Raw genomic sequence first — 14,420 nt, 5'->3', positions numbered from 1 at the left:
GGAGTTGTAGGGCGAGGAGTTGTACGGCGGGGAGTTCTACGGGAGGGGCCGACGCCCGGAGGGCGGGATACGGCCCGGGGTCGGAGTCGGGCCCGTCTGGCATGTCGGGCACCAGTACGTGGGGCGCTCTCGGGAGCCGTCGCCCTGGTCGGCCCGGCGGATCGAGGTGCCACAGCGCAGACAGGGGCGGGGTGCGCGGCCGTACACGAAGAGGTTCTGGTCGCGGCGGCCGGTGGTGATGCGGGTCGGGCGGTCGCGGTTGGTCTCCAGGAGCTTCTTGGCCAGGGCCGGGAGCTGGGTGGCGCGGTCGGCGGGAAGCTCACCGATGGGCAGCCAGGGGGTGACCCTGAGAAGGAAGCACAGCTCGCTCTTGTAGACATTGCCGATCCCAGCGAGGTTGCGCTGGTCGAGGAGGGCCTCGCCGAGGGAGCGGGCGGGGTCTTGGAGGAGGTTCTCCAAGGCGCTGTCGGGGTTCCAGTCCGGGCCGAGGAGGTCGGGGCCGAGGTGGCCGACGGCGCGGTTCTCGTCCGCGGTGCGGAGCAACTCCAGGACGGGGAGCCGGTAGCCGACGGCCGTACGGTCCGCGGTGCCGAGGATCGCCCGGATCTGGTGGGCGGGGCCGCCGCTCCAGCGCCGGCCGTTCGCGTACACCTTCCAGGAGCCGTCCATGCGCAGATGCGAGTGCAGGGTCAGGCCGCCCTCGATCCGGGTGAGGAGGTGCTTGCCGCGCGGGGTGACATCCAGGACGGTGCGGCCGGTGAGGTCGGCGGTGGCGTACTTGGGCACCCGCAGGTCGGAGCGGGTCAGCACCTTGCCCGCGAGGGCGGTGTGCAGTCGCCTCGCGGCTTGCCAGACGGTGTCTCCTTCGGGCATGGGTTCCAGGGTGGCACGAGTGGGGGTGGGGTGCGGCGGGGTGGGGTGCGGGTACGTGGGGTGCGTGTGGGTGGGGTGCTCAGGCGCGCAGGCGCAGGCCGCGGGGGGTCGCGATGAAACCGGCGCCTTCCAGGAGGGTGCCGAACGGGGATGTCAGGGCGAAGGCGCCGTTGACGCGCTCCACAGTGACCGTGCCGAGGGAGCCCGCGCGGGCGGCCGCGGCGAGGGCTTCGGCGGCGGCACGCAGACGGGCGTCCTCCATGACCGAGCCGTCCGGGTCCGAGGGCCAGGCCAGCAGGGTCTTGCCGCCGCGCTCCATGTACAGCGTCAGCTCGCCGTCGACGAGCACGACCAGGGAGCCCGCCTTACGGCCCGGCTTGTGCCCGGCGCCGGTGGGGGGCTCGGGCCAGGAGAGGGCCGCGCCGTACGCGTTCGCGGGGTCGGCGGCGGCCAGGACCACGGCCTGGGAGGTGGCCCGGGACGAGGAACGGGCACGGAACCGGTTGGGGGAGAGCGCGGGGTCGCTCGCGAAGCCGTGGTCGTCGGCGAAGGCGGAGTCCTCGGTCTCGGGGAAACCCAGGGGGCTTGTCGCGTCGAGATCGAGGTCGTCGGGCAAGGCGTGGTTGTGCGCGGGGTCGTCGTGGCCGTCGGGGAATCCGTTGGTGTGCGCGGGGTCGCGGCCGTCGGGGAAGCCGTTGGTGTGGGGGCGGCCGGGGGTGTCCGGGAAACCGGTCGGCGCCGGGAAGGTGTCCCCCGGGAAGCTGTCCCGGGGGTCCTGGGCGGTCAGGGATTCACCCCGGTCCCGTGCGTTCGCCGCCGCGCGCAGGCGGTCCACCGCTCCGTCCATCGCGAACTGGGCGGCACCCAGTCCTTCCACCACGTAACCCCGGCGGGCCTGGCCGCTGTCCTCGAATGCGGACAGGATGCGGTACACGGCGGAGAAGCCGCCCTCGACCCCTTCCGCGGCGACGGCGCCCCGGGTCACCACGCCGTGCCGGTCTAGCAGTGTGCGGGCCAGGGCGTGGGCGCGCACGGTGGCGTCGGGCTCCCGGGCGGGCAGCAGCGACCAGCGGCCGGCCACCGTCGGCGGGCCCGTACGGGACTGGGGGCGTGCGGCGCCGGTCAGGGAGCCGTAGCGGCCGCGCGGCACCGTGCGTTTGGCGCGGTGCGCCGTGGACCCGGCGGTGCGACCCGAACCCAGGAGCGCGCGCATCGGTGCGAGCGTGTCGTTCGTGAGCCGACCGGACCAGGCCAGGTCCCAGATCGTGTCGGCGAGTTGGGGATCGGTGGCGTCGGGGTGGGTGGTGGCGCGGACCTGGTCGGCGATCTGGCGGAAGAACAGGCCATAGCCCCCGGAGAGGGCGTCCAGCACCGACTGGTGCAGGGCGGTCAGCTCCAGGGGGTGCGGGTCCGAAAGGAGCAGCGGGGCCGCGTCCGCGAGATAGAGCGATACCCAGCCGTCCTTGCCCGGCAGCGCCCCGGCCCCGGCCCAGACCACCTCTCCGGCGGCCGTGAGTTCGTCGAGCAGCGCGGGGGCGTAACCGGAGACGCGGGAGGGCAGGACCAGCTTCTCCAGGGCGGAGGCGGGCACCGAGGCGCCCTGCAACTGCTCGATGGCGCGCACCAGTCCGTCGATGCCGCGCAGCCCGTGCCCGCTGTCGACGTGCTGCCACTGCGGCAGGAACTGTGCGAGCGCGGCGGGCGGCACCGGCTCCAACTCGTGGCGCAGGGCCGCGAGCGAACGGCGCCGCAGTCTGCGCAGCACAGCCGCGTCGCACCACTCCTGGCCGATGCCCGCCGGGTGGAACTCCCCCTGCACGACGCGGCCGTTCGCCGCGAGGCGTTGCAGCGCTCCGTCCGTGACGGCCGTGCCGAGACCGAAGCGGGCCGCGGCGGTGGTGGAGGTGAACGGGCCGTGGGTGCGTGCGTAGCGCGCGAGGAGGTCGCCGAGCGGGTCCTTGACCGGCTCCGTGAAGGCCTCGGGGACCCCGACGGGCAGCGCCGTGCCCAAAGCGTCCCGCAGGCGGCCGGCGTCCTCGATGGCCGCCCAGTGGTCGGCGCCGGCGATACGGACCTTGATGGCGCGGCGGGCGGAGGCCAGCTCCTTGGCCCACTGCGGCTCGGCGCCGCGCTCGGCCAGGTCGGCATCCGTGAGCGGGCCCAGCAGGCGCAGCAGGTCGGCGACGCCTTCGGCGTCCTTGACCCGGCGGTCCTCGGTGAGCCACTGGAGCTCCCGCTCCAGCTCGGCCAGGACCTCGGCGTCGAGCAGCTCGCGCAGCTCGGCCTGGCCCAGGAGCTCGGCCAGCAGGCGGGAGTCCAGGGACAGGGCGGCGGCGCGCCGCTCGGCGAGCGGGGAGTCGCCCTCGTACAGGAACTGGGCGACGTATCCGAACAGGAGGGAGCGGGCGAAGGGGGAGGGCTCGGGCGTGGTGACCTCGACGAGCCGCACCTTGCGGGACTCGATGTCGCCCATCAGCTCGGTGAGCCCGGGGACGTCGAAGACGTCCTGGAGGCATTCGCGGACTGCCTCCAGGACGATCGGGAACGATCCGAACTCGCTGGCCACCTGGAGCAGTTGGGCGGCGCGCTGCCGCTGCTGCCACAGCGGGGTGCGCTTTCCCGGGCTGCGGCGCGGCAGCAGCAGCGCGCGGGCCGCGCACTCGCGGAACCGGGCCGCGAACAGTGCCGAGCCGCCCACCTGGTCGGTGACGATCTGGTCGACCTCGCCCTTGTCGAAGGCGACGTCCGCCGCGCCGACGGGTGCCTGCTCCGTGTCGTACTCCGTGCCCAGCTTCATGGGCTCCTGGTCGAGCAGGTCCAGGCCCATCACGTCGGCGTCGGGCAGGCGCAGCACGATGCCGTCGTCGGCGTGCATGACCTGGGCGTCCATGCCGTAGCGCTCGGAGAGCCGGGCGCCCAGCGCGAGGGCCCAGGGGGCGTGCACCTGGGCGCCGAAGGGGGAGTGCACGACCACCCGCCAGTCGCCCAGCTCGTCACGGAACCGCTCGACGACGATCGTGCGGTCGTCCGGGACGTGCCCGCACGCCTCGCGCTGTTCGGTGAGGTACGACAGCACGTTGTCGGCGGCCCAGGCGTCCAGTCCCGCGGCCAGCAGCCGCAGGCGGGCGTCGTCCTTGGGGAGCGAGCCCACCTCGCGGAGGAACGCGCCGACCGCCCGGCCGAGCTCGAGAGGGCGGCCGAGCTGGTCGCCCTTCCAGAAGGGGAGCCGGCCCGGGACACCGGGGGCGGGTGAGACCAGGACGCGGTCGCGGGTGATGTCCTCGATGCGCCAGGAACTCGTGCCGAGCGTGAAGACGTCCCCGACGCGGGACTCGTAGACCATCTCCTCGTCGAGCTCACCGACCCGGCCACCGCCCTTCTTGGGGTCGGATCCCGCGAGGAAGACCCCGAACAGCCCGCGGTCGGGGATGGTCCCGCCGGAGGTGACGGCGAGGCGCTGAGCGCCGGGACGGCCCGTGATCGTACCCGCGACGCGGTCCCACACCACGCGGGGCCTGAGCTCCGCGAAGGCGTCGGACGGATAGCGGCCCGCGAGCATGTCGAGCACGGCCGTGAACGCCGACTCGGGCAGCGAGGCGAAGGGCGCCGCCCGGCGGACCGTGGCGAGCAGGTCGTCGACCTGCCAGGTGTCGAGTGCGGTCATGGCGACGAGCTGCTGCGCCAGTACGTCCAAGGGGTTGGCGGGCACCCGCAGGGACTCGATGGAGCCGGTGCGCATCCGCTCGGTGACCACCGCCGCCTGGACCAGGTCGCCGCGGTACTTGGGGAAGACGACGCCGGTGGACACCGCGCCGACCTGGTGGCCCGCGCGGCCCACGCGCTGGAGGCCGGAGGCCACGGAGGGCGGTGACTCGACCTGGACGACAAGGTCGACCGCGCCCATGTCGATGCCGAGTTCGAGGCTGGAGGTGGCGACCACGGCGGGCAGGCGCCCCGCCTTCAGGTCCTCCTCGACCAGGGCCCGCTGCTCCTTGGAGACCGAGCCGTGGTGGGCCCGCGCGATGACGGGCGGTGCCCCCTGGGCCGCGCCGGAGCCCCCCATCAGCTGGGCCGGGGCGTGCGCCTCCGCCAGAGGTTCGCCTGTTGCCCGCTCGTACGCGATCTCGTTCAGCCGGTTGCACAGGCGCTCCGCCAGGCGGCGGGAGTTGGCGAACACGATCGTGGAGCGGTGGGACTCGATGAGGTCGGCGATCCGCTCCTCGACATGAGGCCAGATGGAGGGCTTCTCCGCGCCCTCGCCGCCGTCGGCGACCGGGGAGCCGCCCAGCTCGCCCAGGTCCTCGACCGGGACGACCACGGAGAGGTCGAATTCCTTGCCCGACGGCGGTTGGACGATCTCCACCTTGCGGCGGGGAGAGAGATAGCGCGCCACCTCGTCCACCGGACGCACCGTCGCGGAGAGGCCGATGCGGCGCGCCGGCCTGGGCAGCAGCTCGTCGAGGCGCTCCAGGGTGAGCGCGAGATGGGCGCCGCGCTTGGTGCCCGCGACCGCGTGCACCTCGTCCAGGATCACCGTCTCGATACCGGTCAGCGCGTCGCGCGTCGCCGACGTCAGCATCAGGAACAGCGACTCGGGGGTTGTGATCAGGATGTCCGGCGGGCGGGTGGCCAGCGCGCGGCGCTCGGCGGCGGGGGTGTCGCCGGAGCGGATGCCGACCTTCACCTCGGGCTCGGGCAGCCCGAGGCGCACCGACTCCTGCCGGATGCCGGTCAGCGGGCTGCGCAGATTCCGCTCCACGTCCACCGCGAGGGCCTTGAGCGGTGATACGTACAGCACCCGGCAGCGCTTCCTGGGGTCGGCCGGGGGCGGGGTCGAGGCCAGCTGGTCGAGCGCGGCGAGGAACGCGGCCAGGGTCTTGCCGGAGCCGGTCGGGGCGACCACCAGCACGTCCGAGCCCTCGCCGATGGCCTTCCACGCGCCGGCCTGGGCCGCGGTGGGCGCGGAGAAGGCCCCCGTGAACCAGCCGCGGGTCGCGGGTGAGAAGCCGTCCAGGGCTCGGTGTGCGGAGCTGACCATGCGTCCATCCTGCACCCGGCCACTGACAATCGCTCTGACCTGCGGGAACGCGTCCGCTGGTGGCCGATGCGCCTTCGGCTGGTGGTGGGTCGGGGCCGGGCCGGGGGTATCCGTCCTCGGTCAGGCGCGGAATCGGTTGATTACCGACTTGGCGGCGTTGACGCGCCAGCCGCTGCGGGCGGACACCCCCGACCCGTCCCCTTCCGCGAGTGCGCGGCCGCGGGCTGGTGGGGGTGCCTCCCGCGGCCCCTCCCCGAGGGAGTGTCGGAGAATAGGGGCGTGGCAGGTTCGGGGCAGGAGCGGGCGCGGCACTGGCGGTACGCGGAGCTGCCGGGTGTCGATCTGCTGCGGGCGCGGTTCGTCGAGAAGATATTTGTGCGGCACACCCACGAGAACTTCGTGATCGCCGCCATCTCCGACGGTGTCGAGGTCTTCCACCACGGTGGCGCCGACCAGTACGCGGGTCCGGGCGCGCTCGCGCTGGTCAACCCCGACACCCCGCACACGGGCCGGGCGGGTGTTCCCGAGGGCTGGCGGTACGGGGCGGTGTACCCCTCGCCCGAGCTGGTGGCGGAGATCGCCGCGGAGACCACCACGATTCGTGGAACCCCCGGATTCGTCAGCCCGGTGCTCGACGATCCGTACGCGGCGGGTCTGGTTCACGAAGTGCTTCGGGCCGCGGAGGAGGGCAACGCGCTCGCGGCCGACACGCTGCTACGGGTCGCGGTGACCCGGCTGCTGCGCCTGAACGGCGGTCCGCTGCCGCAGCGGGGTGTGCACACCGCGGGCGCCCGTGTCGCCGCACGCGCGCGTGCCGTGCTGGAGGAGCGGATGGCCGAGCCTCCGACCCTGGAACGGCTCGCCGCCGACCTCGGCACCAGTCCGTTCGCCCTGCTGCGCGCGTTCCGCGAGACCTACGGCATGCCTCCCCACACCTGGCTGACCGACGCCCGGGTACGCCGGGCACGCCACCTCCTGGACGCCGGTTCCGCGCCCGCCGAGGCGGCCGTCGCCGTCGGCTTCACCGACCAGCCCCATCTCAACCGTCACTTCACCCGGATCGTGGGCGTGCCTCCGGGCGCCTACCAGCGCGAGCGCAAGAACGTACAAGACGTCGACGGGCGGCCGTACCTACCGTCCGGGGTGTGGCAGAACAGACAGCTCTCGCAGACATACGCAGTGAAGAAGGCGGCGGAAAACCCGACGCGGCCGTCGTCCGGGACGCCCTGGGAGTCGGGGTCGCCGTCGGACTGTCCGGTTTCGCCTTCGGAGTGACCTCGGCCGGCAGCGGGCTCACCGTGCTGCAGACCTGCGCGCTCAGCCTCCTGGTGTTCACCGGTGCCTCGCAGTTCGCGCTCGTGGGCGCGCTCGCAGGCGGCGGCAACCCGCTCACGGCGGCCGCGGGCGCGTTCTTCCTCGGGGTGCGCAACGCGTTCTACGGACTGCGGCTGTCACAACTACTGGCCCTCCCGCGCGCGGTACGTCCGTTCGCCGCGCAGTGGGTCATCGACGAGACCACGGCCGTCGCGCTCGCCCAGCCCACCCGCCGCAGTGTCCGGATCGGCTTCACCGTCACCGGGCTCACCCTGTACGTGCTGTGGAACCTCACCACGCTGCTGGGCGCCGTCGGGGCCGAGGCCATCGGGGACACCGACGCGTGGGGGCTGGACGCCGCCGGGCCCGCCGTCTTCCTCGCGCTGCTCGCACCGATGCTGAAGACCACCACGGAGCGCGCGGTCGCCGGTGCCGCCGTTCTTCTGGGGCTCGGTCTGCTGCCGGTGCTGCCCGCCGGAGTCCCCGTCCTGGTGGCGGCGCTGGCGGCTCCCGCCGCCCTCTACATAGAGGGGCGACGCGCTCCGAAGTCCGCCGGTCGTATGAAGGCCGACAACGACGCACCAAGGGACGACCGTTGAACATCTGGATCGCGATCGGGGCGACCGCCGTCGGCTGCTACGCCGTCAAGCTCATCGGCCTGCTGGTCCCCGTCGGCGTCCTGGAGCGGCCGCTCGTCAAGCGCCTCGCCGCTCTGCTGCCCGTCGCCCTCCTGGCCGCGCTCACGGCTCAGCAGACCTTCGCCGACGGGCGCGTCCTGGTCGTGGACGCGAAGGTCGCAGGACTCGCCGCGGCCGCCGTCGCCCTGCTCCTGCGCGCCCCCTTCCTGCTCGTGGTCGGCGCGGCCGTGGTCGTGACGGCGGGAGTGAGGGCGCTGACGGGCTGACGCCCGGTACGCGGACGGCCCGCACACGTGTGTGCGGGCCGGGAACCGTCGGGGGTGCTCAACCGATGGGTCGTCCGTACGCCCGTAGGGTGCGCAGGGCCTCGATCGTCACCATGGGGCGGCACTCCAGGGCGACACCCGGTGCCCACTGGCGCCAGCGGATCGGCCAGCCGCCGTCCTCACGCTGCTCGCCCGCCAGGAAGTCGAGCGAGCGCGCCATCTCCTCGTCGGTGAACCATGCGCGCGCGAGCGACCCCGGGACCTTCGCGTAGTCGTGCGGGAAGTGGTGCTCGTCCGGCGCGTATCCGGGCGCCACCGGAAACGCCTCCAGGCGCGCCGGGTCAAGTGCCGCGAGCCGGTGCTCGCGCACCAGGCGGCCCAGTCGGTCGGCGGCGGCCTCCGCACGGGGGCGGTCGGGGGCGGAGTCCAGGAAGGCCACGGCCGCCTCGATCTCGTACGGATGGGACTTGTCCAGGGACTCGACCGCCCGCCAGCAGAAGTCGGTGGCCCGGAACAGCCAGGCGTGCCACACCTCGTTGCGGTGCAGCAGGGCCACCACGGGCCCGGTGGCGAGGAGTTCACTCGGCGGGTCGTCGACGACGGGCACGAAAGGAGCGTGCGGATAGCCACGCTGACTGGGATGGATCGCCGGCAGCGCGCCGTCCGTCGTCGACACCGAGGTCAAGTAGCGGCACACGCGCTCCACGCGCTGTCCGCCGCACCGCCCGATCGAGTCGAGGACGCGCAGCGCGTGCCCGGTGTGCAGCGGCTGGCTGACCGGGCCGCGGAGATCGGGTTCGAGCGCGTGACCGTATCCCTCGTCGTCGTTGCGGTAGGCGGCCAGCGCGGTCTCCACCGCGTCGGCGGCGCCGACGTCGCTGTTCAGGAAGTGGTACGCGAAACGGCGCTGCTCCAGCACGCGTGCGGTGAGCCAGATGAAGTGCTCGGCGCGCGAGAGCGGGGTGTGCGCCGGGGGCGTCGGGGGGAGTGGGGATGCTCCTGATTCGGCCATGTCTCAGACCGTAGGACGGAAAGCGGTCTCGGCAAGGGGTCCCGGCCCGGGCCCACTCTCAGGGGCGGGATACTGGAGTCATGCGGTTGACGGTCTTCTGGCAGCGGATGGCGGATCACTTCGGTGAGGTGTACGCCGACACCTTCGCGCGCGATCATGTGATGACGGAGCTCGGCGGACGGACCGTGCACGAGGCGCTGAACGCCGGCTGGGAGGCCAAGGACGTGTGGCGCGTGGTGTGCGCGACCATGAACGTTCCGTACGAAAACCGCTGACGGACCCCGAAGATCCGGAGCCGGGCACAGATTGTCGGTGGAGTCGGCGACACTTGCCCCGTGGCCCCGACAGACGAGACCGCGCAGGTCGACCAGCAGACATCCCCCTTCGGCACGACGCCGCCCACTTTGCCCCCGGGCGGGGACGCCCCCGGGCAGGGCGCGCGCATGCCGCGCTGGCTGCCGCGCGCGATGGTGCTCGCGCTCACCCTCGTCGCCCTGTTCCAACTGGGCAGTTGGGCGTTCCACCAGCTCATCGGGCTGTTGATCAACATTCTGATCGCGTTCTTCCTGGCGCTCGCCATCGAGCCCGCGGTGAGCTGGATGGCCTCGTACGGTATGCGCCGGGGGCTGGCCACCTTCCTCGTCTTCTTCGGTCTGCTGATCGCGACGGCCGGATTCGTCACGCTGCTCGGCTCGATGCTCGCGGGTCAGATCATCAAGATGATCGAGGGCTTCCCCGAGTACCTGGACTCGGTGATCAACTGGATCAACTCGAGCTTCCACACCCACGTGAGACGGGTGGACGTCCAGGACAGCCTGGTGCACTCCGACTGGCTGCGGAAGTACGTGCAGAACAGCGCGACCGGCGTCCTGGACGTGTCCGCGCAGGTGCTCGGCGGTCTCTTCAAGCTGCTGACGATCACGCTGTTCTCGTTCTACTTCGCGGCCGACGGGCCCCGGCTGCGGCGCGCGTTGTGCTCCGTACTGCCGCCCGCGCGACAGGCCGAGGTGCTGCGCGCGTGGGAGATAGCCGTCGACAAGACCGGCGGCTATCTGTACTCGCGCGGTCTGATGGCGCTGATCTCCGGCATCGCGCACTACATCCTGCTGCAGGCCCTGGGTGTGCCCTACGCGCCCGTGCTCGCCGTCTGGGTGGGTCTGGTCTCGCAGTTCATCCCCACCATCGGTACGTATCTCGCCGGCGCCCTGCCGATGCTGATCGCCTTCACCATCGACCCCTGGTACGCGCTGTGGGTGCTGATCTTCGTCGTGGTCTACCAGCAGTTCGAGAACTACGTACTGCAGCCCAAGCTGACGGCCAAGACCGTGGACATCCACCCCGCGGTCGCCTTCGGCTCGGTCATCGCGGGCACCGCCCTCCTCGGGGCCGTCGGCGCCCTGATCGCCATCCCCGCGGTCGCCACCCTCCAGGCCTTCCTGGGGGCCTATGTGAAGCGGTACGACGTCACGGACGACCCCCGGGTGCACGGCCACCGGACCAGGAGGTCGCCCTCCTTCCGCGCCCGTGTGCGAGAGCTGCTCGGCCGATGAGGCCGATGAGGTTCACCAGGTGACGGCCGCCCACACTCCGGCGCCCAGGACCGCCGCCGCGTAGCAGCCGACCGCCGCGTGGATGACCCGCTGCCGTGTCCGGTCGCTCCATGGCGTGTGTGACAGCAGCCAGGCCAGCGCGGGCAGGACCAGCACGGCGTGCAGGCTCACTCCGTGCAGCGGCTTGAGCGGGGCCGTCGAGTGGTACGCCGCCTCCTGGTGACCGGTGCGGGTGAGGACGACCCCGCGCGCGATCATCGCGGCGCCCGACGCCAGCGCGACGAGGAGGATCGCGAACCCGGAGCGCAGCGCGAGCGGCATCCCCAGAGGGCCCGTGGACCGGTCCCGGAAGGAGGCCACCGCGAACACGGTGAGCAGCACCACGAGAACCCCGCCGCCCACCGCGAGCGTCATCGACACCGCCGTGTCGAAGCCGGTCTCCATGTTGAGGTGCGAGGGCACCCGGCGCCACGCCTGAAGGGTGATCCCGCCCACCTCCACGACACAGTCGGCGGCGAACACGACGAGCAGCGCCGAGCGCAGACGCGTTCCGACCCGCAGATACGACGTGACCCACGTGATCGCGATCAGCGTCAGCCCGAAGGAGAGCCCGAACGTGACGGGCTTGCGCCAGGAGACGGGCCCGTCCCAGGGGCCGCCGTCCACGGCGAAGACGACCAGATGCGCCAGCCCGGAGAGCACCAGCACGGCGCCCGTCACATGGCAGAGCCGCTCGGTGGGACGTACTCCGCGCAACGCCCCACGCCACACGGGGCGCACCGGAGACGGTCGTGCCGGAGACGGTCGTGCCGTTGGGGCGACGGCGGTGGTCACGGCGGGAGCGGGGGTTTTGCTGCGGCTCTCCATGAGGTCCAAGCTTCGGCGGGCAGGGACCTGAGGTCGTCGTACGGCCGAAGACTCCGGTGGTACGCCCCGTGGAGTAGACGGGGATCCCGGCCGTTGTCGGTCCGCGAACGTAGGCTCGGAGGTGCCGCGTGGTGCGCTTGACACCAAAATCGAACATCCATTCTTATGGAATCTCCGGCTGGGCTCTCGGCGGGGATTTCGGCAGGGTTTTCACAGAGATGTACCCGAGTTATCCACAGGCTGGACGGGCGTCGGGGCGCATTGTCAGTGGCAGGCGTTAGCGTCTTTGACGTGAAGCGATCGACTCAAGCAAATCGGGTGGAACCCATGGCAGGTACGGACCGCGAGAAGGCGCTCGACGCCGCGCTCGCACAGATTGAACGGCAATTCGGCAAGGGCGCGGTGATGCGCCTGGGTGAGCGGCCGAACGAGCCCATCGAGGTCATCCCCACCGGGTCGACCGCGCTCGACGTGGCCCTCGGAGTCGGCGGCCTGCCGCGCGGCCGAGTGGTGGAGGTGTACGGCCCGGAGTCCTCCGGTAAGACGACGCTGACGCTGCACGCGGTGGCGAACGCGCAGAAGGCCGGCGGCCAGGTGGCCTTCATCGACGCCGAGCACGCCCTCGACCCCGAGTACGCGAAGAAGCTCGGTGTCGACATCGACAACCTGATCCTGTCCCAGCCTGACAACGGCGAGCAGGCGCTGGAAATCGTGGACATGCTCGTCCGCTCCGGCGCGCTCGACCTGATCGTCATCGACTCCGTCGCCGCCCTGGTGCCGCGCGCGGAGATCGAGGGCGAGATGGGCGACTCGCACGTGGGTCTGCAGGCCCGTCTGATGAGCCAGGCCCTGCGGAAGATCACCAGCGCGCTCAACCAGTCGAAGACCACCGCGATCTTCATCAACCAGCTGCGCGAGAAGATCGGCGTGATGTTCGGCTCCCCGGAGACCACGACGGGTGGCCGGGCGCTGAAGTTCTACGCCTCAGTGCGACTCGACATCCGCCGCATCGAGACGCTGAAGGACGGCACCGACGCGGTCGGTAACCGCACCCGCGTCAAGGTCGTCAAGAACAAGGTCGCGCCGCCCTTCAAGCAGGCCGAGTTCGACATCCTCTACGGGCACGGCATCAGCCGCGAGGGCGGCCTGATCGACATGGGCGTGGAGCACGGCTTCGTCCGCAAGGCCGGCGCCTGGTACACGTACGAGGGCGACCAGCTCGGCCAGGGCAAGGAGAACGCGCGCAACTTCCTGAAGGACAACCCCGACCTCGCCAACGAGATCGAGAAGAAGATCCTGGAGAAGCTGGGCGTCGGTGTGAGGCCGGTGGAGCCCACCGCCGAACCGGGTGCGGACGCGGCGGTCTCGACCGCCTCGGACGAGGCCGCGAAGACGGTGCCCGCTCCGGCGGCCAAGGCCACCAAGTCCAAGGCCGCGGCGGCCAAGAGCTAGTCCATGACGCGACGAACCGACTGGGCCGAGTACGCCTACCCCGTCCCCCCGCGGGGGCAGGGGCACGGGGGGAACGGCGACTCGGCCGGAGACGGTGAAAGAGCGCACGGCGGGGACGGGCCGTACGGGGACGAGACGTACGGCGGCTCCTCCGCGTACTCCGGTGGTACGTATGGCCCCGAGGCGTTCCATGGCGGGGATCCGTATGGCGGTGACGGTCCGGTGGGCGAAGGTGACGGCCTGACGGACGGTCACGGTTCTCCGGACGGTGGATCGCGCCGTGGCGGTGGACGGCGCGGCGACAGGGGGCGCGGCGACGGGGGGCCGCGAGGTGGACGAGGGCGTCGGAGGCGTGGCGGTTTCGGTGAGCCGTCCGACGACCCACAGGACGGAGGCACTCCTTCCTCGTCGAGGGCCGAGAAGGGGGAGCCCCCAGGGGACCCGGCTGAGCGGGCGCGGGCGATCTGTCTGCGCCTGCTCACCGGGACCCCGCGCACGCGGAAACAGCTCGCGGACGCGTTGCGCAAGCGTGAGATCCCCGACGATGTGGCGGACGAGGTGCTGTCACGGTTCGAGGAGGTCGGGCTGATCAACGACGGTGCCTTCGCGGACGCCTGGGTGGAGTCCCGGCACCACGGCCGGGGTCTGGCCCGGCGGGCGCTCGCGCGGGAGCTGCGGACCAAGGGCGTGGACTCGACGCTGATCGACGAGGCCGTCGGGCAGCTCGACTCCGAGCAGGAAGAGGCGACGGCACGTGAGCTCGTCGCGCGCAAGCTCCGCTCCACGCGAGGTCTCGACCGCGACAAGCGGCTGCGACGCCTTGCGGGCATGCTCGCCCGCAAGGGCTACTCCGAGGGGATGGCGCTGCGCGTGGTCCGCCAGGCGCTGGAGGAAGAGGGGGAGGACACGGAGGGCTTGGGGGACGAAGGGTTCTGAGCCTTGGGGGCGGGGGCGGGAGCGGGGACTGAATGCGGTGGACGCACGGGGGGTCGATCGCGTTCAGGGGGTGGCGGGTCTCCAGGGTCGAGGGGCGTGGTCCGAGGGGCTGAGTCCGTAAGGCCGTGGACGGGAGAAGGCCGGCCCAGGGGCTCGAGGAGCGGCTCGGTAGCAGAGCAGCATCTGTTCGGGGCGATGACCTGCGCGTGCGTTTGGCCCCAGGTCTCGATACTGATCCCGGCCCCGGGTTAGGTGTCTCCTGTCTCCTGTGTCTCCTGCCTTCGCCCTCGAACCCGATTCCGACTCCGGCCCTGATCTCGACTCCGGCCTCGAACCCGGCTCGGCCTCGATCCGCCGCCGGTTTCGACCTGGCCCGGCCCCGGCGCCTGGAACCCGGCCCCTGACCCTCCCCTCTCTCGTCTTCCCACCCCCGCCCGACCCAGGAATGTCCAACTCCCCTTCGTGAGGCTGGGG

The 14,420-nt window shown here is 72.0% G+C and carries 11 protein-coding genes; 7 read left to right on the top strand and 4 right to left on the bottom strand.

Features of this window, described 5'->3' with window-relative positions; translation table 11 throughout:
• Positions 1 to 36 precede the first annotated feature (36 nt).
• Both KVT44_RS05270 and KVT44_RS05265 read right to left on the bottom strand, forming a co-directional pair.
• A complete protein-coding gene (locus KVT44_RS05270; protein WP_099920345.1) occupies positions 37 to 873 on the bottom strand; it encodes an Fpg/Nei family DNA glycosylase in 837 nt (278 codons plus the stop codon).
• Between the two features lie 79 nt (positions 874 to 952).
• Positions 953 to 5,911 carry an ATP-dependent helicase gene (locus KVT44_RS05265; RefSeq protein ID WP_217566244.1) on the bottom strand — a complete coding sequence of 1,653 codons (4,959 nt, stop codon included), beginning with the start codon at positions 5,909 to 5,911 and terminating at the stop codon, positions 953 to 955.
• A 279-nt stretch (positions 5,912 to 6,190) separates the two neighbouring features.
• On the opposite strand from KVT44_RS05265, the gene KVT44_RS05260 reads away from it, so the two are divergent.
• Genes KVT44_RS05260 through KVT44_RS05250 form a run of 3 tightly spaced genes read left to right on the top strand, consistent with a single transcriptional unit; the run spans position 6,191 to position 8,129 of the window.
• Complete coding sequence (locus KVT44_RS05260; protein WP_229889314.1) at positions 6,191 to 7,186, top strand: AraC family transcriptional regulator; 996 nt, start codon at positions 6,191 to 6,193, stop codon at positions 7,184 to 7,186.
• Positions 7,084 to 7,824, top strand: coding sequence for an AzlC family ABC transporter permease (locus KVT44_RS05255; RefSeq protein WP_164662907.1), 741 nt, complete (start codon positions 7,084 to 7,086; stop codon positions 7,822 to 7,824). Before KVT44_RS05260 ends, KVT44_RS05255 begins: the two co-directional genes overlap by 103 nt.
• Positions 7,821 to 8,129: an AzlD domain-containing protein gene (locus tag KVT44_RS05250; RefSeq protein ID WP_067375155.1), complete on the top strand. Its 309-nt coding sequence runs from the start codon at positions 7,821 to 7,823 to the stop codon at positions 8,127 to 8,129. The genes KVT44_RS05255 and KVT44_RS05250 overlap by 4 nt, the downstream gene beginning before the upstream one ends.
• A 58-nt stretch (positions 8,130 to 8,187) precedes the next feature.
• Here the strand turns inward: KVT44_RS05250 and KVT44_RS05245 are convergent, their stop codons facing one another.
• Positions 8,188 to 9,141: a hypothetical protein gene (locus KVT44_RS05245; RefSeq protein ID WP_217566243.1), complete on the bottom strand. Its 954-nt coding sequence runs from the start codon at positions 9,139 to 9,141 to the stop codon at positions 8,188 to 8,190.
• Between the two features lie 80 nt (positions 9,142 to 9,221).
• Here KVT44_RS05245 and KVT44_RS05240 point away from each other — a divergent pair, with 80 nt between their 5' ends.
• Both KVT44_RS05240 and KVT44_RS05235 read left to right on the top strand, forming a co-directional pair.
• A complete protein-coding gene (locus KVT44_RS05240; RefSeq protein ID WP_099920341.1) occupies positions 9,222 to 9,416 on the top strand; it encodes a DUF3046 domain-containing protein in 195 nt (64 codons plus the stop codon).
• A 60-nt stretch (positions 9,417 to 9,476) separates the two neighbouring features.
• Complete coding sequence (locus tag KVT44_RS05235; protein WP_217566242.1) at positions 9,477 to 10,691, top strand: AI-2E family transporter; 1,215 nt, start codon at positions 9,477 to 9,479, stop codon at positions 10,689 to 10,691.
• A gap of 12 nt (positions 10,692 to 10,703) precedes the next feature.
• On the opposite strand, the gene KVT44_RS05230 is transcribed toward KVT44_RS05235, so the two are convergent.
• The gene (locus tag KVT44_RS05230; protein WP_254648940.1) at positions 10,704 to 11,447 is read right to left on the bottom strand and encodes a hypothetical protein; all 744 of its coding nucleotides are present in this window, start codon (positions 11,445 to 11,447) and stop codon (positions 10,704 to 10,706) included.
• A gap of 438 nt (positions 11,448 to 11,885) precedes the next feature.
• Between KVT44_RS05230 and recA the strand changes: the two genes are divergently transcribed.
• Both recA and recX read left to right on the top strand, forming a co-directional pair.
• The gene (recA, locus tag KVT44_RS05225; RefSeq protein WP_190172332.1) at positions 11,886 to 13,010 is read left to right on the top strand and encodes a recombinase RecA; all 1,125 of its coding nucleotides are present in this window, start codon (positions 11,886 to 11,888) and stop codon (positions 13,008 to 13,010) included.
• Positions 13,011 to 13,013: 3 nt separating this feature from the next.
• A complete protein-coding gene (gene recX / locus KVT44_RS05220) occupies positions 13,014 to 13,946 on the top strand; it encodes a recombination regulator RecX (RefSeq protein WP_217566240.1) in 933 nt (310 codons plus the stop codon).
• Positions 13,947 to 14,420 lie beyond the last annotated feature (474 nt).

It is taken from the genome of Streptomyces sp. GbtcB7, assembly GCF_019091445.1.
GTDB lineage: Bacteria > Actinomycetota > Actinomycetes > Streptomycetales > Streptomycetaceae > Streptomyces > Streptomyces mirabilis.
Note: the sequence above shows the minus strand (reverse complement) of the source record. Positions and strands in the feature narration are given on the sequence as shown.